The organism is Cellulosimicrobium cellulans (genome assembly GCF_007679345.1).
Classification (GTDB): Bacteria; Actinomycetota; Actinomycetes; order Actinomycetales; family Cellulomonadaceae; genus Cellulomonas; species Cellulomonas cellulans_A.
In genome coordinates, this window is the sequence record NZ_VEGH01000005.1 from 1 (window position 1) to 19,187 (window position 19,187).

Annotated in this window: 21 protein-coding genes; 10 read left to right on the forward strand and 11 right to left on the reverse strand. The window is 73.0% G+C overall.

What is annotated here, in order from left to right; genetic code table 11:
* The 3 genes from FS882_RS07905 to FS882_RS07915 all read right to left on the reverse strand — a co-directional run.
* Nucleotides 1-433 (reverse strand): hypothetical protein (locus tag FS882_RS07905; RefSeq protein WP_158372538.1); only part of this gene is annotated, 433 nt, incomplete at its 3' end.
* Nucleotides 434-708: 275 nt separating this feature from the next.
* Nucleotides 709-1,440, reverse strand: coding sequence for a head GIN domain-containing protein (locus tag FS882_RS07910; RefSeq protein WP_187365204.1), 732 nt, complete (start codon nt 1,438-1,440; stop codon nt 709-711).
* Between the two features lie 197 nt (nt 1,441-1,637).
* Nucleotides 1,638-2,822, reverse strand: coding sequence for an aminotransferase class I/II-fold pyridoxal phosphate-dependent enzyme (locus tag FS882_RS07915; RefSeq protein WP_158372540.1), 1,185 nt, complete (start codon nt 2,820-2,822; stop codon nt 1,638-1,640).
* Between the two features lie 103 nt (nt 2,823-2,925).
* On the opposite strand from FS882_RS07915, the gene aroD reads away from it, so the two are divergent.
* On the forward strand, nt 2,926-3,708 hold the full coding sequence (gene aroD / locus FS882_RS07920) for a type I 3-dehydroquinate dehydratase (protein ID WP_158372541.1): 783 nt from the start codon (nt 2,926-2,928) through the stop codon (nt 3,706-3,708).
* Between the two features lie 58 nt (nt 3,709-3,766).
* Here the strand turns inward: aroD and rsmI are convergent, their stop codons facing one another.
* Nucleotides 3,767-4,627, reverse strand: a complete 861-nt coding sequence (gene rsmI / locus FS882_RS07925) for a 16S rRNA (cytidine(1402)-2'-O)-methyltransferase (RefSeq protein ID WP_158372542.1) — start codon at nt 4,625-4,627, stop codon at nt 3,767-3,769.
* 75 nt (nt 4,628-4,702) lie between these two features.
* On the opposite strand from rsmI, the gene FS882_RS07930 reads away from it, so the two are divergent.
* Nucleotides 4,703-6,505, forward strand: a complete 1,803-nt coding sequence (locus FS882_RS07930; protein ID WP_262348149.1) for a dolichyl-phosphate-mannose--protein mannosyltransferase — start codon at nt 4,703-4,705, stop codon at nt 6,503-6,505.
* Nucleotides 6,506-6,514: 9 nt separating this feature from the next.
* Here the strand turns inward: FS882_RS07930 and FS882_RS07935 are convergent, their stop codons facing one another.
* Nucleotides 6,515-8,002 carry a family 20 glycosylhydrolase gene (locus FS882_RS07935; protein ID WP_158372543.1) on the reverse strand — a complete coding sequence of 496 codons (1,488 nt, stop codon included), beginning with the start codon at nt 8,000-8,002 and terminating at the stop codon, nt 6,515-6,517.
* A gap of 335 nt (nt 8,003-8,337) precedes the next feature.
* Between FS882_RS07935 and FS882_RS07940 the strand changes: the two genes are divergently transcribed.
* Nucleotides 8,338-9,630 carry a DUF4349 domain-containing protein gene (locus FS882_RS07940; protein WP_158372544.1) on the forward strand — a complete coding sequence of 431 codons (1,293 nt, stop codon included), beginning with the start codon at nt 8,338-8,340 and terminating at the stop codon, nt 9,628-9,630.
* An 8-nt stretch (nt 9,631-9,638) separates the two neighbouring features.
* On the opposite strand, the gene FS882_RS07945 is transcribed toward FS882_RS07940, so the two are convergent.
* The 3 genes from FS882_RS07945 to FS882_RS07955 are packed head-to-tail and all read right to left on the reverse strand — an operon-like array spanning nt 9,639 to nt 11,702.
* Nucleotides 9,639-10,670, reverse strand: coding sequence for a bile acid:sodium symporter family protein (locus FS882_RS07945; protein WP_316043629.1), 1,032 nt, complete (start codon nt 10,668-10,670; stop codon nt 9,639-9,641).
* A gap of 26 nt (nt 10,671-10,696) precedes the next feature.
* Nucleotides 10,697-11,254: a dihydrofolate reductase family protein gene (locus tag FS882_RS07950; RefSeq protein ID WP_158372545.1), complete on the reverse strand. Its 558-nt coding sequence runs from the start codon at nt 11,252-11,254 to the stop codon at nt 10,697-10,699.
* A 10-nt stretch (nt 11,255-11,264) separates the two neighbouring features.
* Nucleotides 11,265-11,702, reverse strand: a complete 438-nt coding sequence (locus FS882_RS07955) for an alanine:cation symporter family protein (RefSeq protein ID WP_158372546.1) — start codon at nt 11,700-11,702, stop codon at nt 11,265-11,267.
* A gap of 201 nt (nt 11,703-11,903) precedes the next feature.
* On the opposite strand from FS882_RS07955, the gene FS882_RS07960 reads away from it, so the two are divergent.
* From FS882_RS07960 to FS882_RS20915, 6 genes are all read left to right on the forward strand, one after another.
* Entirely contained in the window at nt 11,904-12,149 is a 246-nt protein-coding gene (locus FS882_RS07960; RefSeq protein ID WP_187365206.1) for a hypothetical protein, read from the forward strand.
* Between the two features lie 41 nt (nt 12,150-12,190).
* A complete protein-coding gene (locus FS882_RS20910) occupies nt 12,191-12,334 on the forward strand; it encodes a hypothetical protein (protein ID WP_187365207.1) in 144 nt (47 codons plus the stop codon).
* Between the two features lie 952 nt (nt 12,335-13,286).
* Entirely contained in the window at nt 13,287-13,487 is a 201-nt protein-coding gene (locus tag FS882_RS07965; protein WP_158372548.1) for a hypothetical protein, read from the forward strand.
* Entirely contained in the window at nt 13,484-13,807 is a 324-nt protein-coding gene (locus FS882_RS07970) for a DUF6221 family protein (RefSeq protein WP_158372549.1), read from the forward strand. The genes FS882_RS07965 and FS882_RS07970 overlap by 4 nt, the downstream gene beginning before the upstream one ends.
* 684 nt (nt 13,808-14,491) lie before the next feature.
* Complete coding sequence (locus FS882_RS07975; RefSeq protein ID WP_158372550.1) at nt 14,492-15,214, forward strand: DUF4145 domain-containing protein; 723 nt, start codon at nt 14,492-14,494, stop codon at nt 15,212-15,214.
* A gap of 987 nt (nt 15,215-16,201) precedes the next feature.
* A complete protein-coding gene (locus FS882_RS20915) occupies nt 16,202-16,351 on the forward strand; it encodes a hypothetical protein (protein WP_187365208.1) in 150 nt (49 codons plus the stop codon).
* 66 nt (nt 16,352-16,417) lie between these two features.
* On the opposite strand, the gene FS882_RS07980 is transcribed toward FS882_RS20915, so the two are convergent.
* From FS882_RS07980 to FS882_RS07990, 3 genes are all read right to left on the reverse strand, one after another.
* Nucleotides 16,418-17,464: a ParA family protein gene (locus FS882_RS07980; RefSeq protein ID WP_222848169.1), complete on the reverse strand. Its 1,047-nt coding sequence runs from the start codon at nt 17,462-17,464 to the stop codon at nt 16,418-16,420.
* A gap of 347 nt (nt 17,465-17,811) precedes the next feature.
* Complete coding sequence (locus FS882_RS07985; protein WP_158372552.1) at nt 17,812-18,249, reverse strand: hypothetical protein; 438 nt, start codon at nt 18,247-18,249, stop codon at nt 17,812-17,814.
* A complete protein-coding gene (locus FS882_RS07990; protein WP_158372553.1) occupies nt 18,246-18,605 on the reverse strand; it encodes a lipopolysaccharide assembly LapA domain-containing protein in 360 nt (119 codons plus the stop codon). The genes FS882_RS07985 and FS882_RS07990 overlap by 4 nt, the downstream gene beginning before the upstream one ends.
* A gap of 188 nt (nt 18,606-18,793) precedes the next feature.
* Here FS882_RS07990 and FS882_RS07995 point away from each other — a divergent pair, with 188 nt between their 5' ends.
* Nucleotides 18,794-19,066, forward strand: coding sequence for a DUF1905 domain-containing protein (locus tag FS882_RS07995; RefSeq protein ID WP_158372554.1), 273 nt, complete (start codon nt 18,794-18,796; stop codon nt 19,064-19,066).
* Nucleotides 19,067-19,187: the final 121 nt, after the last annotated feature.

The following is a 19,187-nucleotide window of genomic DNA, read 5'->3' on the forward strand; positions in this document are numbered from 1 at the left end:
GCAGCGCGGCACCGGTGTCGGCCAGGACACCGGCGAACTCCGCGCCCTCGCGGATCAGCGCCGCGGTGTCCTGCGGGGACCGGTTCAGCCGCGCGGACAACGCCAACGCCGCGACCCGCTCGCCGGTCATGCCCGCGCCGCGCCGGGCGCGCGGGTCCCAGCGCGGTCCCATGCCCGGGCGCCGGGCGAGCTCGACGGCCACCGCCGCCAGCCCCGCGTGCGCCCACCCCGACATCCGGACGAACCCCGCGGCTGCCTCCGCCAGGTCGAAGTCGTCCAGCAGCCGCAGGTCCAGCGCCCCCAGCAGCCGGGCCAGCGGCACCCCCGTGGGCGTGCTGTCCAGGGCCTCGGTCAACCGCTCGGACGCCGGCAGGCCCGGGTCCAGGAACTCCGCGACCACCGCCTCGGATGCAACCGCGGCGTCAGCGCCCACCGCGCGGTCCCCCTGGGGGGCGGACGCGCCCCCGCCGCAGGCGCAGGCGCACCCGCACGCCAGCGCGTCCGGACGCGGCTCAGGGCCGGGTCCGGGAGCGGGTTCACGCAGGTCAGCGGGCATGTCACCACCCTACGAACCACCACCGACACCCTCCGGGGTGATCGCCGCGAACCCTGGGGACCACGCACCCGCCGGCGCCTGTGGAGGACTCGGCGCCCGCTCGCGGTGCGCCGAGCACAGGTCCGCCACCGGGCCGCGCGCCGGAGCGGCGGTCAGTCCTCGCGGGAGACCTCACCCGACCCCTCGATGCGCTGGGTGACCTCCGGATCGCCCGCGTAGGACACCGAGCCCGAGCCCTCGATCGACACGGCGAGCCGCCGGGTCGCGTGCAGCTCGACGTCGCCGGAGCCCTCGATCGACACGTCGACCTCGTCGGCGCGCAGCCGGTCCGCGTCCACGCCGCCCGAGCCCTCGATCCCGATCGCGAGCGAGCCGGTGCGGCCGTCGAGCTCGACGTCGCCCGAGCCCGCGATCCGCAGCGCGACCGTCCCGGAGTCGAGCCCGGTCAGGTCGACCGACCCGGAGCCCTCGACCGACAGCCGCAGCGCCTCGCCGGTGACGTCGTCCGCGGTCACGTCGCCCGAGCCCGAGACCACCAGCTCGGCGACCTCCCCGAGGACCAGCTCGTAGGACACGTCGCCCCCGGAGCCCACGCCGAACGACTGCCGGGAGTCGAGCACCAGCACGCCGTCCCGCACCTCCGAGACGAGCCGGTCCTGGGTGCCCTCGCGGGCGGTGACCGCGAGGGACGGGCTGTCCCCTCGGCGGATGGTCAGGTCGCCCGACGTCGCGAGCTGTACCGCGGTCACGTCCTCGATGTCGACGTCCCGTGTCACGACCGGGCCACGCGGGCCGCCCGCGCACGCCGCGAGGCCGAGCACGAGCGCCGCCCCCACGGCAGCCGCCGTCGTCGCCCGGGCCGCCCTCGTCCTCGTGCCTCGCATGGTCCGTCCCCTCGTGCTGCCGCGGACGCGGGAAGGTGCCCGCGCCGTCACGTCCGAGGTTCCCAGGTCCGGGAGCGGCGGCGGCATCCGGTACGCCCCTGAGGCGACCCTGAACGGACCCTGGGCGCGGTGCTCACCCCGGCCGGGTCACCACCCCGGCCGGGTCACCACCCCGGCGGGTCACGACCCGAGCCGGGTCAGCCCAGCCGGGTCAGCCCCCTGCGCAGCCCCCGCACCGCCTGGCCGATCCGCTGCTCGTTCTCGATCAGCGCGAACCGGACGTGCCCGTCACCGCCCGGCCCGAACCCGACGCCCGGCGACACCGCGACGTCGCAGTCCCGCACCAGCATCTCGGCGAACTCGATGGACCCCATCTCCCGGTACGGCTCGGGGATCCGCGCCCAGGCGAACATCGTCCCCTTCGGCCGCAGGATGTCCCAGCCGATCCGGGACAGGCCGTCGACCAGCGTGTTGCGCCGGCTCTCGTAGACCGCCGACAGCTCCGCCGGGTACTCGGTCGCCTCGTTCAGCGTGACCGTGGCGGCGATCTGGATCGGCTGGAACGTCCCGTAGTCGAGGTAGGACTTGAGCTTGGCGAGCGCGCCGACGACGTCCTGCCGGCCGACCAGGAACGCCACCCGCCAGCCGGCCATCGAGTACGACTTGGTCATCGAGTACAGCTCGACGGCGACCTCGGTCGCGCCGGTGCACTGCATGATCGACGGCGGGGTCCAGCCGTCGAAGCACATGTCGGCGTAGGCGAGGTCGTGCACGAGGACGACCTCGCGCTCCCGCGCCCAGTCGACGAGCCGCTGCAGGTCGTGCAGCTCGACGGTGGTGGTCGTCGGGTTGTGCGGGAACGACAGCACGATGACCCGCGGCTTCGGCCAGCCGAGGTCCCACGCCTCCATGACCCGGTCGACGTAGCCGGCCCCGTCGGTGCCGTCGCCGATCGGCACCTGCCGGGCGTCCGCCCCCGCGAAGTACGGCCCCCAGATGTGGATCGGGTACGACGGGGTCGGCACCAGCGCCGCGTCGCCGGGCTGGAGCAGCACCCACATCAGGTGGCTGAACCCCTCCTTGGCGCCGATGGTCGAGATGACCTGGGTGTCGGGGTCGAGGGTCACGCCGAACCGGCGCAGGTAGTGGTCGGCGACCGCCTGCCGCAGCTTGGGGATGCCGCGCGACGCCGAGTACCGGTGGTTGCGGGTGTTGTGCGCCGCCTCCGCGAGCTTCTCGACCGCGATCTGCGGGCTGGGCAGGTCCGGGTTGCCGAAGCCGAGGTCGACCACGTCGCGGCCGGCGCGCCGCGCCTCGACCTTGAGCGTGTCGATGATCGTGAACACGTAGGGCGGCAGGCCGGGGATGCGACGGAACTCCATGGCCCGACGCTAGTGCGCCCGGCGGCGCGGGGGTACGCGCCGCGCGCGGCGAACCGGCATGATGCAGTGGCCGGCGGAGCGTCCGGCCGAGGAGGACCCACCCATGACCAGCACCGCGGCGCCCGCGCCGACCCCGGTGACCGTGCGCGGCACCGCGATCGGCACCGGCCGGCCCAAGGTGATCGTCCCGCTCACCGGGGGCACCGTCGAGGACCTCCTCGCGCAGGCCTCCGCCGTGGCCGCCGCGGCGCCGGACGTCGTCGAGTGGCGGGTCGACCACCTCGAAGGCGGCCGCGCGACGCCGTCGTCCGCCGCGGCGGCCGCGACCGCGCTGCGCGGGACGCTCGGGGACCTGCCGCTGCTCGTCACCACCCGCACGGCGCGCGAGGGCGGGCTCGCGGACGTCGCCGACGACGCCTACGTCGCGGTCTACCGCGCGGTGCTCGCGACCGGCGCGGCGGACCTGCTCGACGTGGAGGTCATGCGGGAGCCGGCCACGGTCCGGACCCTGGTCGATCTCGCGCACGCGGCGGGGGTCGCCGTCGTCGCGTCCAACCACGACTTCGACGCCACGCCCGGGCGGGAGGAGATCGTCCGCCGGCTGCTGCACATGGCCGAGGCGGGCGCCGACCTGCTCAAGATCGCGGTCATGCCGCGCGACCCCGGCGACGTGCTCACGCTGCTGGCCGCCACCTGGGACGCGGCGCAGCGCACCGACCGGCCGCTCATCACCATGTCGATGGCGGGCACGGGCGTGGCGTCGCGCGTCGCGGGCGGCGTGTTCGGCTCGGCGGCGACGTTCGGGACGGTCGGACCGGCGTCGGCGCCGGGGCAGGTCGAGCTCGGGGCGCTGCGGGCGGCGCTCGACGTCGTGCACGGGGACTGACGGGCGCGGGCGGCGGCGTGGCACCGATCCGGCGCCTCGTCCGGGCCCGGGCCCGGTGTCAGCGACCGGCGCGCGCCGCCAGCGCCGCCGCGTACAGGTCCCGCTTCGGGATGCCCGCGACCTGCGCCACCTCGGCCACGGCGTCCTTGAGCCGCTCCCCGCCGTCCGCCCGGGCGAGCACCTCCGCGACGAGGTCCGCCTCCGAGGCCACCTCGCGTGCCGGGGCGCCGGCCACGACGACCGCGATCTCGCCGCGCACCTCGCCCGCCGCCGCCCACGCCGCGAGCGCGCCGAGGCCGTCCCGGACGACCTCCTCGTAGGTCTTGGTGAGCTCCCGGCACACCGCCGCGGGCCGCTCGGCGCCGAACGCCGTCGCCATGTCGGCCAGCGTCGCCGCGAGCCGGTGCGGGGCCTCGAAGAACACCATCGTCCGCGGCTCGCGCTCCAGCGCGGTCAGCGCGCGCAGCCGCTCCCCCGGCTTCCGCGGCGGGAAGCCCTCGAAGCAGAACCGGTCGGTGGGCAGCCCGGAGAGCGCGAGCGCGGTCAGGACGGCGCTCGGGCCCGGGGCGGCGGTCACCGTCAACCCCGCCTCGACGGCCGCGGAGACCACGCGGAACCCGGGGTCGGACACGGCGGGCATCCCGGCGTCGGTGACGACGAGCACCGTGCCGCCGCCGCGCACCACGTCGAGCAGCTCCGGGGTCGTCGCCGCCTCGTTGTGCTCGTGGTGGCTCACGACCCGCCCGCCGACGGTCACGCCCATCCGGACCGCGAGCGCCCGCAGCCGGCGGGTGTCCTCGGCCGCGACGACGTCGGCCTCCTCGAGCAGCCGGCGCAGCCGGGGGGAGGCGTCCTCCACGTCGCCGATCGGGGTCGCCGCGAGCACGAGCCGGCCGGTGCCGGGAGCCTGGGGGGTCACGCGGCCCAGCCTGCCACCTCCGGGACCGCCGCCGCGCGCAGGTCCCGCCCAGACGGCGCCCCTACGATGACGACCGTGCCGCAGCCCGACCACGTCCCCGACGAGCCGGGTCCCCGCGACCCCGTCGACGGCCCGGACCGGGTCGACGACGCGTCCGACCGGCGGTTCCCGCCCGTGGCCGCCCCGGCGCCGGACGACGACCCCGGCCACCACACCCACGCGGCACCCACCCCGGCCGCCGGGACGCTGGTGATCCGGGCCGGCGACGACCCCGACCGCGAGGACGACCCCGACCTGTCCACGCACGACCGCCTGCTCGTCTCGCTGCTCGGTGCCCGGACCCTGCTGCTCGGCGCGACCCGCCGCGCGCGGCTGACGGGCTGGCTGTGGCCGCTCGCCGTGACCCTGCTGGGCGGTGTGCTCCGGTTCTGGAACCTGGGCCGGCCGCACGAGCTGGTGTTCGACGAGACGTACTACGTCAAGCAGGCGTACTCCCTGCTCCGGCTCGGCTACGAGGGCTCCTGGGGCGACGACGCCAACCCGCTCTTCGCCCAGGGCGACGGCTCGGCGCTCGGCACCTCGCCCGAGTACGTGGTGCACCCGCCCGTCGGCAAGTGGCTGATCGCGCTAGGCATCCAGCTCGGCGGCGGCATCGAGTCGTCGACCGCGTGGCGGCTGGCGTCGGCCGTCGCCGGGACCCTCGCGGTGCTGATGGTCGCCCGGATCGCCCGCCGGCTGTTCGCCTCCACCGCCCTCGGCACCGTCGCGGGGCTGCTCATGGCGGTCGACGGCGAGGCGATCGTGCACTCCCGCACCGGCCTGCTGGACGTCTTCGTCATGTTCTTCGCGCTCGCCGCGTTCGGCGCGCTGCTGCTCGACCGGGACCAGGCACGCCGCCGGTTGGCCGCCCGGACGGCTGCGGTGCTCGACTCGGGGGCGGAGCTGGGCCTCGGGCCGCGGCTGGGCTGGCGGTGGTGGCGGTTCGCCGCGGCCGTGCTGCTGGGGCTGTGCATCGGCACCAAGTGGTCCGGGCTGTACTTCCTGGCGGTGTTCGGGCTGCTGTCCGTCGCCTGGGACGCCACCGCCCGCCGGTCCGTCGGAGTGCGTGCCTGGCTGCCCGCGACGCTGTGGCGCGACGCGATCCCCGCCGGCCTGATCGTCGTGCTCACCGCCGCGGGCACCTACCTCGGCACCTGGGCGTCGTGGTTCGCGCACCCCGGCGCCTACCTTCGGCAGTGGGCGGTCGAGCACCCCGGCGAGGGCGTCTCCTGGCTGCCGCCGGCGCTGCGCTCGCTCTGGCACTTCCACACCCAGATGTGGGACTTCCACACCCACCTCACCGCCGAGCACGCCTACGCCGCGCACCCGCTGGGCTGGATCATCCAGTGGCGGCCGACGTCCTTCTACTACCCGACCGAGGTGTCCGGGCTGACGGGGTCCGCCGCGCGCGACCTGTGCGGGGCGGACGCCTGCTCGCAGGCCGTCACGTCGCTCGGCAACCCGGTGATCTGGTGCCTCGGCGCGCTGGCGCTGCTGGTCGCGCTGTACCGGCTGCTCGTCCGCCGGGACTGGCGCGCCGGCGCGGTGCTGTCGGGGATCGCCGCCGGCTGGCTGCCGTGGTTCGCGTACACCGGCCGGACGATCTTCACCTTCTACTCCATCGCGTTCACGCCCTGGGTCGTCCTCACCCTGACCTACGTGCTGGCGCTGCTGGTGCAGAGCCGGGACGAGCGCCAGCGCCGCCGCGGGATCGTCACCACCTCGGCGGTGCTGGTCGTCGTCCTCGCGGTCAGCGCGTTCTTCTACCCGATCTGGACCGCGTGGGTCGTCCCGTACGACTTCTGGCACGTCCACATGTGGCTGCGGTCCTGGATCTGACGCGCGTCGTCAGGACAGGTCGACGTGCCAGTCGACCTGCGGGCTCGGGTACCAGGCCAGCCCCTCGGCGTCCCAGTACGGCCCGTGCGCGGCGACCCGGGTCGCGAAGTCGTCCCAGTCCCGCCGGTCCGCCGGCGTCCAGGCGACCTCGGCGACGGCCGCCAGCCGCGGCAGCAGCATCGTCATGAGGTCGTCCAGGCTGCGCAGCGTCTCGGTCCACACGGCCGCCTCGACGCCGACCACGGACCCCTCGGGCAGGCCCGGCACCAGGGTGGCCGGCTCCCACTCGTAGGCGTCGCGCAGCTCGATGTGGCCGGCCCACTCCAGGCCGAGCGCCGTGCCGTCGTGGTACTTCATGTCCAGGTAGGCCTTGGAGCCCGGGGACATCAGCAGCCGGGCGCCCGCCTGCGCCGCCGCCACGATCGGCGCGGGGTCCATCCGGGTGTCCCAGTACTGCACGACGGTGCCCGGCTCGACGGGGGTCGTGGCGATCTCCTGCCAGCCGACCACCTTCTTGCCCGCGGCGCGCACCGCGTCCGACGCCATCCGCACCAGGCGCGCGTACTCGTCGCGCTCCATCGTGTGCACCTCGTCGCCGCCGATGTGCACGTACTCGCCCGGCGTGACCGCCGCGACGTCGCCGAAGACGTCCCGCAGGAACGGCTCGGTCGTCGCCAGGTCCGCGTGCAGCCGGCTGAAGCCCACGTCGATGCCGGTGTACGCGTCGGCGGGCTCGCCCGAGGGGGTCAGCTCGCCGTACGCGTGCAGGGCGGCGTTGACGTGGCCCGGCACGTCGATCTCCGGCACCACCCGCACGCCACGCACCGCCGCGTACGCCACGAGCGCCTGGTACTCCTCGGTGGTGAAGTACCCGCCCGGGTCGCCGTCGACGGCCGTGCCGCCCGACCGCGCCGCCAGCTCCGGCCGGGACGGCAGGTCCAGCCGCCAGCCCTGGTCGTCCGACAGGTGCAGGTGCAGCACGTTGAGCTTGTACGCGGCCATCAGGTCGACGACGACCCGCAGGTCGTCGGTCCCGAAGAAGTGCCGTGCCACGTCCACGGACAGCCCGCGCCAGCCGTGCACCGGCTCGTCCTCGACGTGCACCGGCCACGCGGCGAAGGTGCCGTCGAGCGGTCGCATGACCTGGTGCAGGGTCGCCAGCCCGCGCATCAGGCCCTCCGCGGTGCCGGCGACGACCCGGACCAGGTCCTCGGCGACGTCGAGGTGGTACTGCTCCCCCGACAGGCGCTCGGGGTCCAGCACGAACGCCACGTCCCCGGGCTGGGTCGGCTCCGCGACGTCGCGGTAGCGCACCTCCACGGTGCTGCCCGAGATGCGGCTGAGCTGCTCGGCGGCGAGCACGCCCAGCGCGACCTCCGCGGGACTGACGCCCACGGTCACGGTGGTGGCGGCCGAGACGACGAACGGCGCACCCTCGGCCTCGCGCACCAGCCTCGGTGCCGGGACGAGACGCAGGGGTGTGGTCGGAGCGGGCACGACGGTCCTTCCGGGCGACGGGACTGGTCTCGGGCACGCTGCTGCCCGGCCCCCGCGCACCAGTGTGCCCGGTCCGCCCGGTCCCGTGGGGCGGCGCGCGGGATCTCTTCCGGTCGGACCCGCGCGGGCTCGTCGGGAGTGCCGAGTGGGAGGTCCGGCCGGACACGCCGGCGGTGCGTCCCGCCAGACCCTCCACTCGAACGGGTGGGGTCGGGTCACGGCGCGGACGCGGGCAGGTCACGGGGCGGACGCGGCGGGTGCCGCGCCGCAACGATTCGGCATCCGTGCTGGTGACGACCCTCCGCCCCCGCCCGCGCGGCCCTACTGTCCCGGCCATGCGGACACAGCAGCGGGAGGACGGCCGCACCACGGGCCGCGGGGCGACGACGAACGTGACGCGGGCCCTCGGCGGGCTCGCACTGGCCGCGCTCCTTCTCGCGGGGTGCAGCGCGGGAGGGGACGGCGCCACCTCCACGGCCGACCGGGCGGAGGCCGGGTCTGGGCAGGACGCGGGCGGGACGGCCCTGGGCGGGACGGAGGGCGGCGGCGGGGCGGCGTCCGACGCGGGCGGCACGAACGGCGACGCGGGGGCCGCAGGGGACGCGGGGGCCGCAGGGGACACCGGCGCCGGGCAGGAGGCGGGCGACGCGGGGGCGGGCACGACGGCCGGCGACGTCGCGCCGGGCGCCGGGGCCGGGATCACCACGGCCGACACCGGCGGGCGGCAGGTGATCACCACCGGCGAGGCCGGCCTGGTGAGCGACGACCCCCGCACCGCCGCGGACGAGGTGGTCGCGGCGGTGGAGGCGGCGGACGGCCGGGTGGACGCGCGGAGCGAGACGGCGGCGCGCGCCGACGAGGGCACGACCGCCACCGCAGACCTGACGGTGCGGGTCCCCGCGGGAGCGATGACGGGCCTGCTCCGGACCCTCGAGGAGATCGGCGACGTCGACCACGTGGACCTGTCGTCGGAGGACGTGACGTCCGCCGCCCAGGACCTCGACGCCCGGATCCACGCCATGACGCTGTCCGTCGCGCGGATGGAGGACCTGCTGAGCCGGGCGGCCACGCGGCAGGAGGTGCTCGAGGCCGAGGGCACGCTCACCGAGCGGCAGGCCTCCCTCGAGTCGCTGCGGTCCGAGCGGGCGCGCCTGGCGGAGCGGGTCGCGCTGTCGACGCTGCGGGTGTCGATCTGGGCCCCGGCCGAGACGGTCCCGGAGGAGCCGACCCCGGTCGAGGACGCGTCGCCGTCGGGGTTCCTCGGCGGCCTCGCGGCCGGCTGGTCCGCGCTGACGACGGTGCTCGGCGGGGTCGTGACCGTGCTCGGGGTGCTGCTGCCGTGGCTGGCGCTCGGCGGCGTGCTGGTCGCCGCGGTGCTGGGCGTGCGGCGGCTGCTCGGGCGGCGCGCGGTCGCGGCCGGGGGCGCGGGGGGCACGGGCAGTCCGGGGGCTCCGGGCGGGCCGGGCGGGCCGGGCGGGCCGGGCGGCTCCGGCGGATCCGGCGGCCCGGACGCGGCCGGTCCCGGCGGTCCGGGAGGCGCGTACGCCGCGCCGACGCCGAGCGAGCCCGCGTCCGGCGAGACCGGGCCGGGAGACCGGGCCCCGGTGGGCGCGGGCTCGCCGCGCTGACCGCCGGGTCAGGCCCGGGTCACGACCGGGTCGGGCTCCGGGTCGGTGGCGGCGAGCCGCCGCGCCAGCACCGCGCACGTCGCGAGCTGGAGCTGGTGGAACACGATCACCGGGAGCGCCACGCCGGCCGCGGCCACCGGGCCGAACAGCACGTTCGCCATCGGCAGGCCGGTCGCGAGGCTCTTCTTCGACCCGCACATCAGCAGCGCGATCCGGTCCCCTCGCGACAGCCGCAGCGCGCGCCCGCCTGTCCAGGTCACCAGCAGCATCGCCGCGAGGAGCACGGCGCACACCGCGACCAGGGCCACGAGCACGCCGACGGTGAGGTCGTCCCACACCCCCGACGACTCCGCCTCGGACACCGAGCCGTACGCGACCAGCAGGATCGTGCCGCGGTCGGTGATCAGGGTGACGGGCTTGTGCGCGCGCACCCAGGCGCCGATCTTCGGCTGCAGGATCTGCCCGAGCACGAACGGCAGCAGCAGCTGCAGCAGCGTCGACCCCGCCGAGCCGCCGACGGGGCCGCCCGCCCGGGACATCAGGACCCCGACCAGCAGCGGCGTGAGGACGATGCCGAGCACGTTCGACGCCGTGGCCCCGGTGATCGCGCCGGCGACGTTGCCGCGCGCGATCGACGTGAACACGACCGACGACTGGATCGTCGACGGCAGCAGCGACAGGTAGAGCAGCCCGGTCTTGAGGTCGGCCGGCAGCACGGAGTCGGGCAGCACCTGCACCGCCAGCCCGAGGACCGGGAACACCAGGTAGGTCGACGCGAGCATCCCGCCCTGGAGCCGCCAGTTCTTGAGCCCGTCCCAGACCTCGCTGGTCGCCATCCGGGCGCCGTAGAGGAAGAACAGCAGGACGACGGCGGCGGTGGTCACGTGGTCGAGGCCGGTCGCGAAGCCGCCGGAGGCGGGGGCGAACAGCCCGAGGAGGAACACCGCGACGATCATGACGACGAGCGGGTCCACCCACGTCTTGGTCGCGGACCAGGCCCGGGACCACCGGCCCGGTCGGGGCGGGAGGGCGTCAGGCACCGCGCCATCCTGCCACGGCGGGCCGGTCAGGTCGGCGGCAGCACGTCGTACGTCAGGTGCGCGAACTGGTCGAACCGCTCGGCCGACCGCAGCCGGAGCCGGTCCGGCCCGACCCGGCGCGGCAGCACCGGCGCCCCGCCCGTCAGCGCGGCGGGCGCGACGCTGACCTGCACCTCGTCGAGCGCCCCGGCGTCGAGGAACTGGCCCGCGAGGTCGCCGCCGCCGATCACCCAGGCGTCGCCCCCGGCGGCCGCCTCCCGGATCGTCGGCAGCGCCTCGGCCACGGAGCCGCGCACGAACCGCACGTCGGCGCCGTCGGGCACCGGCAGGTCCCGGCTGGTGAACACGTAGTACGGCCGGGCGCCGTAGTACCCGGGCCACTTCTCCGGGTGCGCGACGAGGTCCTCCTCGCGCAGCACCCACTCGTAGGTCGTCGAGCCGGACACCAGGACCCCGATGCCGGACAGGAACGCCTCGTGGTCGGGCTGGGAGGCGGAGTCGACCGCGAACAACCAGGCGAGCGAGTTCTCCTCGTCCGCGATGTACCCGCTCAGCGACGTGGCCGTGTTGTAGATGACCCGCATGGGGCCGACGCTAGCGGCCACCACCGACAGGCTCCGCGGCGCGGCCCGGGCGGACGCCGCGCACCGACTCCTCGTCCTCCCAGCACTCCACGCCGGTGATCCCCGCGGGCAGCCGCGCCCGGGTGAACACCGGGTCGAGCCCCGCACGGCGCTGCTCGCCGTAGTCGCGCAGCAGGGCGAGGCCGAGGCGGGACAGCAGGAGCAGCGCCACCAGGTTGATGAGCGCCATCACCGCCATCAGCCCGTCCGCCAGGTTCCACACCAGGTCGGCGCCCGCGACCGACCCCGCGAGCACCACGACCACCACCAGCGCGCGGAACGTCTGCAGCGTCGACCGGCGGCCGGAGATGTACCGCAGGTTCGACTCGCCGTAGTAGTCCGCCCGCATGGAGAACTTCGAGTACCAGCCCCGGCCGACCGGCGGCGACCCGAAGACCACGTACCTCATCACCACCGGACCGAACACCGCCTTCACCGCCAACTAGGCGCGCCAGATCGCAGACGAGTTCATCCGGTACGCGGCCCTGCTCGACGAAGCCGAGGAGAACGATCGATGAGCGATCACACATCTTTGTGCGACCCCGCCGAGTGCTTCCTCGGGTACCCCTACGAGCCGGGGACGGATCGCTCCCGGCACTACGGCGCTTGGGTGGGCGTTCAGGTCGACATCGATGACTGCATGCCGTGGCGCTGCGAGCCCGAGGGCACCGCCGAGATCATCGTCCGCTCCGCGCTGATGGATGGCCACCCCGCGGTCGACATCCAGACAGATCCCGAGGGCAATATCCAGAGCACCACCGGCGGTGTCGGCATCTCCTGGCTCACGCCCGCAGAGGCCCGCGCGCTCGCCGCGCTAATCCTCCGTTCCGCCGATGCAGCCGAGGGGGCGAAGTGACCACCGCTCCGACAGGTGACAGCACTCGCACGGCACAGGCCGTGATCACCGAGCTGCTCGACAAGTACGGCATCACCGATCCGCGCACGGCGCACCGCGACATCCGCGAGCGCTTCACGCAGGCCGACCTCGACACCTACCGCGCTGCCCTGACGGTGCTCTACGGGAACGGAGAGCTCGGATGAGCACCAACGCCAACGCCGCTGTGATCCACCGGCGGCAAGAAGACCCGCAGCACCGACACCACCATCACCGGCGGCGCCGCCATGGTCACGGCCGCCGGAGGAACCGCAGACAAGACTCGACTGGGCCGCAGGGAGAGCACCATCGACCCCGTGTTCCTCGACGCCGAGCGCAACGACCCCGCCCTCCGTCCTGGCCGTCCTCACCTCCTGGGAAGACACCTGGCGACAGGAGCAGGGCCACAACGCCGCTGAGAAGACAAGCGCCAGCCTCGCCGCCGACTACCTCGCCGACCACACCACGTGAGCGGCGCAGCAGTCCCCCACCTGGACCGACTACCGCACAGACATCCGAAACCTCCGCGGTCGCCTCCGCGCGCTCACCGGCGAATCCCAGCGTCCCGCGAAGGTCGGCGTCCCCTGCCCCTACTGCGCCGGCATCGTCCTGCAGCACTGGACCGAACAAGGCCTTGGCGACGTCCGCCAGTGCGACGGCTACGGAGTCGAGTGGGACACCGAAGCGCGATTCATGCTCAGCGTCCGCCAGGCCCACGAGTCGCTTCCCGAGCCCACGCGGAGCAGCTCGTCACGCTCGAGGACGCACGTCGTATCCGGAAGCCCCGCGGAGTCCGCCCCAACCTCCTGGCCCTCTGGCTCCACCGCGACACACGCGGCCTCGAGCGATATCACGCCGAACTCGAAGCCGGACGCGGCGTCACCCCGCCCACCCGCCGGCTGCCCGACATGCGCGGCCGCGACGTCCGGGGACGGGCGCTGCACCGCCTCGGCGACCTCGTGGCGAAGACCTGCGGCACCGAGGCCGCCAGCGCATGATCACGATTCTGGCCACCGCGTCACGGCCTGGTACTGCTCCTGCCAGGGAACCATGCACGCCGCGCCCTCACTCGCGGCAGACTGCGAACATCCAACAGCCGCCAGCCCGAGGAGCCACATCGTGAGCATCCGCGACCAATACCCGAACGTCGACGCCGAACTCGCCCTGCTCGCCGAGGGCGACAACGACCCGGACCAGATCGTCGCCGGGAGCCTCCACATCGAGGAACCCACGGGCAACACTGTCTTCACCTACGCCGGACCGGGCGACGTCACCTATGGCGATCTCGCCCGATCCCTCGCGATCGAGGATTCCCAGTGAGCTCGCTGGTCGACTTCCTCCTCGCCCGCATCGACGAGGACGAGGCCGCGGCGGACCGGTGTGACCTCGCAACCCCGGGCGGCACCGTCATGCGGTTCGACATGGAGTGGCCGCTCGTCGTACGCACCGACGGCGACCGCCCCGAGATCTCGGTGACACCGTCACGTGTTCGAGCCGACTGCGAGGCAAAGCGGCGCTGGATCCGCTGGGTGCAGGACGAAAGTCGAAGCCAACTGCGCGACGAGAAGCGCCACACGCTTCGCTTCATGGCCGCGCCCTACGCCGACCACCCGGACTACCATGAGGAGTGGCGGGCGTGAGCACTGTGATTGACGTCCGCGTCGTCGGCGCGTCGTGGACGGACAACCTGCTTCCGGTCATCGCCATCGTCATCTCGATCCTCACGCTGGTCTGGACGCTCTGGGCTCGGCGTCAGGACCAGGCCCGGTTGAGCATCCAGAGCACGATCTCCGTCCCGCTCGACACGCCCGGCCCCGCAGAGCGCCTCATCGGCATCGAGGTGACCAACGTTGGCCGCTCGGGCTCTACCGTTCTGCGCAACCTGCACCTTCGTGACGGCCGACGGGGCGGAAGTCTCTGGGCTCCGTTCCCGAAGTACATCGCTCCGACCTACGACCTACCCCCAGACACTCCAGCCCGGCGAGACCACCCAGCTGCTCCTCGACCCGCTCTCCGTCGCCCGCGCGTGCGCAGAGAACCGCATCAGCCCAAACAAGCTCCGCGTCGTCGCGAAGACGGGGCACGGCGCGACCTCTGTCCGGCTGAGCAATGGATGCCGGTGGCTGGTGCGGGACGTGTGGGAGCGGGCGATAGCCCGGTCCGGCGCGTCGTAGCGCCCATGCGCCGACGTGTGGCATGCTTACCCGTGAAATGACCTCCGGGGTGACGCGCGCCCAAACAAGGCTCGACGCATACGGTGAGACACCGCGAGCGCCGGGCCTTCGCCATACCCCGTCCGTATGCGCGTGGGTATCCTCACACTCATGGCGTCGCGCGTGTGCTGGAACTGCGAGAAGGAATCCCACCAGACGGTCCGGAGCGAGCCTTTGCGCGAGGCTGGCCCTGTAGCGGCCGCGAACTTTTGGTTCGCACTATTCCAGTGCGACAACTGCGGCTATGGCTCGGTGGGACAGATCCGCCTGGAGCGGAGCCAGATCAATCCCAACCAGCGAACCTTCAACCAGTCGCAGGTCGACCCATACGTGACCCAGACGGTGAAGCTCGCGATCGATGCCCCCAATGCGCCGATCACATGGCTCCCGCAGCACGTGCTCGGACGGAGGTTCGACGACGTGCCGGATTGGATCGCCGACGCCGCATCCGAGGCCTACGCCTGCTACTCGATTCGCTCCTACCGCGCGGCCATCCTCTTGGCTCGATCCGTCGTGGAGGCCGTCGCGAAGGACAAGGGCGTCACCAACGGCTCCTTGGCCGGCAAGATCGACGCATTGGCGGACGCCAACCACATCAGGCCGCTGATCCAGTCCACGGCGCACGAGATCCGACACCTCGGGAACGATATGGCCCACGGCGACTTCGTTGAGCCTACGACTGATGAAGACGCAGAGGATGTCCTCGACTTCATGTCTGTCGTCCTGGCCGAGGTCTATCAACTTCCAGCTCAGGTGAACGCGCGGCAGGCGACCCGAGCTGCGCGCAGTGCCGCAGCCTCGGCCCGGAGGGCGGAAGGCTCCCCCGAAGCCTGAACCGCTTCGCGGGCGCTCTCCTACCGCTCGGAGGCTCATCACACCCGGAACGCGACTCGCCGGACGAGGCCTACACGGTGAGACCCCCCGTCGGGCCAAGCGCGTCAAGCAAGTGCCGAGCGACAGCAGGCAGCGCAGCACGATCCTCGGAGGGCCCTGGGGGCGACAGCGTCACCTCCTGACGGCCATCGAGCGCGAACCGGACACACACCACGTCCGGCCACTTCGTGCCCAGCCGACCTTCCCACGGGTCCGCAGAGTCCTCGATCGACACCGTCCGCACGCGAGATAGCGAGCTCGCCGCGACCGACCACTCCACCTCGGACCCCCGACCGGCCTTTGACGCGACGACTTCGATGAGCCGCCCCTCGCCGAGGATCACCCCACTCACCGCGAACACGTCAGAATCCGCATCATCGGCGGTCCCATCAGGCGCAACGTGAAGCGGATCTTTCCCGTCGAGCAACACCACGATCGACGACTCGAGGTGACGGAACTACATGGACTCGTTCCGCTCGTCCTCGTCATGGGCGGCGTACTTCCAAGTCGGGTTGTTGAGCAGGCGGTCTCCAACCAGCCGTGCGGCGCCAGCGAACTTGGGCGGGATCATGACGTGCTCCTTCGCGTAGCCATCCAGCCCAGGGCCAGATCCGGAGGCTGACAACTGCACGCGAACAACACCGCGATGGCACGCATGACGTCGGGGTTCAACTACCTACCGGGACGATGGGGGCGCCGTCGCCGGTAATCCTTGCGGGCGGGTCGATGGGCGGGCTGAACGTCCTGGCGTGGGCGGCCACGAACCGGGCGAAGGTGTCGTGCGTCGTCGCCCAACTCCCGGTCCTGAACGTCACGGACATCCACACCAACAACCGCGGGGTGGTCCGAGGCCGCGAACGGCAGCACCCGCAACCCGACGACCCTCGCTGGCATGAGGGCGTTCGCGGGCCTGCCGATCCTGCTGTTCTACGGCGACAGCGACACCCTGTGCACCCCGCCCAGGCGACCGCGTTCGCCGCCGCGGTCCCGTCGTGCACCGCGATCCCCGTCACCGGCGGCCACGAGGAGACCACCCTCCGCCGCGTCGCCACCGACCACGCCGGCACCATCGCGGAGTTCGTCGCAGCGCACACCTGACGAGCCCGCACACACGACAGCGCCCCCGTCCTCCTCCGGGAGGGCGGGGGCGCTTCGTCGTACCTGCTAGAGGATGCTCGCGAGGTACTTGAGCTCGCTCTGGTACCGCGTCACGGACGAGTTAACCTGCAGACGCTTGCCCTCGACGGTGTGGAACGACCCGACACGCAGCTGAGCGATCGGGACGGCCTTCGCACCACTGATCCGGCCGGACGACACGAAGTCGTCGGTAACGACGATCACATCGGCAGGGTCCTCGGCCTCGAACACCTGCGGGTAGCGGTTGGCGATCTCGATCGCGCGCTCGATGTACATGCGCGAAGCGCGGTCGGGCGTCGAGGCGATGCGGCTCTTCGAGCCGACCATCGTCATGACGATCGCCGCCACCTTCGGCGTGGGACGGCCTCCGGCGCGGTCGTTCCACATCTGGAAGTCTTTCGCCGGGTTCGTGAGCATGTCCAGCGTGAGCTCGAGCGAGTCGAGGGAGTGCTCGTCCACCCGGACCGGGATCACGATCGCATCGGCGGCGACCCAGGCCAGGTGGGTGCCCCCCGAGTAGAAGGGGCTCGTGTCCATGAGCGTTACCTCCGCGCCCACGTCGGCAGCCTGCTTCGACAGCACGCCCGACAGCGACTCGAGCAGCGCACGGACCGCGTCCGGGCGCTGGTTCGAGTGCGCGGTCTGGAGCTGCTGGTACAGCTGCGACGGGAACGCGAACATCTCAGCCGAACCGGGAACGATGTAGGCCGGCTCGACTGACTTGAAGGCGTCGCAGTACCGCGAGACGCGGTACGTGACGTCGCTGGGCGCCTGCCCGAACGCGGGCCCGAGGAGCACCGGCTCCAAGGCCTTGACGATGTCCACCTGCGGCTCGAAGTCGTCGAGGAGGGTCTCCGTCAGGTTCCTCTGGGCACAGACGTCGGCGGCGAGGATGGGGCTGATCTTCGCCATCTCGTACGTGAGGTTGAACGACAGCGTCGACTTGCCGACCCCGCCACGGAGTGTCGAGATCGCGTACTTCGAGTGCTTGAGTCCCGAGGTGGGCGCGCTGTAGCCCTCCTCCACGACCCGCCGGTGCGTCTCCAGCACCTTGTCGAGCTGTTCTGAGATCACGTCGTCCTCCTCCGCTGCTGGGCCACACCGCGCGGTGCAGGTGTGAGCGTACCACGCAGGTGGTGCAGGTCTACCCGGAACCTGCAGGCTATGCAGGTGCTGCAGCGGCGGCACACGCCGCCACCCGTCGCGGGGGCCTGGCAGGCTGGTCGCCATGAGCGAAGACGACCCGCGGCTGACCGGGCAGGCGTGGTCGCACCTGGCCGCCGGCACCCAGTGGTGGCCGGCGCTCCCCTGTCGTGTCGGATCCTCTGCGGGGCGTGGTGATGTGGACACACGCCGCAGCGCCCGCCCCAGGTGGCGTGCGCTGCGACATCCCGCGATCGCCAGGACCCATCTGCTTGCTACTACTCGAAGGTGATGCGGTCTACGGACCGTTGCACGTCGACCGCGCGGTCGGCCTCCACGGACCGACGAGCGGACGCCTCAGCTGCCCGCTCGTCGCGCTGCCGAGAGACGGTGCGCCCGATATCGGTCAGCGTCAGCGCGATCTCGTGCGCGAGTCCATCCTCGAGCTGCTCGAGGCTGGTGTGGCCGATGAGCAGGCGCCTGTCTGAGACCTGCAGCGTCACCTGCGGGTAGCCACGTTCGGTGAGCCGGCGGACGGTCTCCGGTCCTTCGATCGCGGTCTTCTCGGGCACGGACACCTGGCGGGAGAACACGGCCGGGACCGTGTACTGCGTCGGCGCCTGGCTGGTTCCGAGCAGCGCAGGCAGGGCGCTGGTCAGGATCGAGGCGAGCCGGAGCGGCTGCTCGCCGGTGGCGAGCTCGCCGTAGGCGGTCATCGTCGTGTTCCGGTCGGGCGGCCGCTGGCGGAACGGCGGCGGAGCTGGCCGATGCGTAGAGAGGCGAACACCAGGACCACGATGCCCACGCCGAGGCCGGCGATGAGCAGCGTCAGCGCCAGCGGCGCGGTCCCGCTCAGGCCGAGGAAGGAGACCGCGACGGGGCCGGTGTTCTGCAGCATGAACACGACGAGCGCGACCAGGACCAGGACGCCGACGCAGATGCCGAGCCATGCGGCGCTCGTGCGGGTTCCCGAGGCCCGGGTGGGCTCGATGGGGCGAGGCGCCCGGACCGTGGGCTCGATGGGCTGCCGGCTGCGGGCGGGTGTGGAGTGGGAAGCAGGCTGGACGGGCATGACGCCCTCCGATGCTGGATCCGGGTCGTCGCCTCACTGGGAGGTCCTCGACACCGGGCTGATCACCAGTCTACGCCCGCAGCCTCGGTACTGACCTGCCGGTTCCCAGCCCGTGTCTGGGGCTGCGGCGTCGGGCCGGACGACGGGACGGCCGCGAAGACGGCGGGACGCCGCATACGCTCGGTGGCATGGGCGAGAAGCACCTGAATTTTCAGACGACCATCGGTGTCGACATCAAGGGCGAAACCTGGAGTTGCGTCGAGATCCCCGGCTCTGCGGAGTTCTTCGGCACCGGCAAGTCCGTCAGAGTCGACGCCCGTGTGGATGACGTCGCGTTGGAGAACGTCGGGGCGATGGTGACAGGGACGGGAGGCCACATGGTGTCGCTCAGCGCGAAGGTCCGCAAGGCACTGGGCAAGGGCATCGGTGACACCGTCGACGTGACCATCGTCGAGCGGTAGCGCACGGAGTCGCGGGAGCGCTGGGTGAGCAGCTGCGGACAGAGCGCCGTGCTCCCGCGACGGGTTGCGCAAAGCTGTCGCCTGGGTGAGATGGCCGACCTGCGCGTGATGACCGGTGCCG

Coding starts and splice junctions, on each gene's coding strand:
- FS882_RS07915 (WP_158372540.1), bottom strand. CDS start 2,822: ATGGAGTTCCGTCGCATCCCCGGCCTGCCGCCCTACGTGTTCACGATC.
- FS882_RS07985 (WP_158372552.1), bottom strand. CDS start 18,249: ATGACCGCCTACGGCGAGCTCGCCACCGGCGAGCAGCCGCTCCGGCTC.
- FS882_RS07975 (WP_158372550.1), top strand. CDS start 14,492: ATGGCGTCGCGCGTGTGCTGGAACTGCGAGAAGGAATCCCACCAGACG.
- FS882_RS07995 (WP_158372554.1), top strand. CDS start 18,794: ATGGGCGAGAAGCACCTGAATTTTCAGACGACCATCGGTGTCGACATC.
- FS882_RS07910 (WP_187365204.1), bottom strand. CDS start 1,440: ATGCGAGGCACGAGGACGAGGGCGGCCCGGGCGACGACGGCGGCTGCC.
- FS882_RS07955 (WP_158372546.1), bottom strand. CDS start 11,702: ATGAGGTACGTGGTCTTCGGGTCGCCGCCGGTCGGCCGGGGCTGGTAC.
- FS882_RS07950 (WP_158372545.1), bottom strand. CDS start 11,254: ATGCGGGTCATCTACAACACGGCCACGTCGCTGAGCGGGTACATCGCG.
- FS882_RS07990 (WP_158372553.1), bottom strand. CDS start 18,605: ATGCCCGTCCAGCCTGCTTCCCACTCCACACCCGCCCGCAGCCGGCAG.
- aroD (WP_158372541.1), top strand. CDS start 2,926: ATGACCAGCACCGCGGCGCCCGCGCCGACCCCGGTGACCGTGCGCGGC.
- FS882_RS07940 (WP_158372544.1), top strand. CDS start 8,338: ATGCGGACACAGCAGCGGGAGGACGGCCGCACCACGGGCCGCGGGGCG.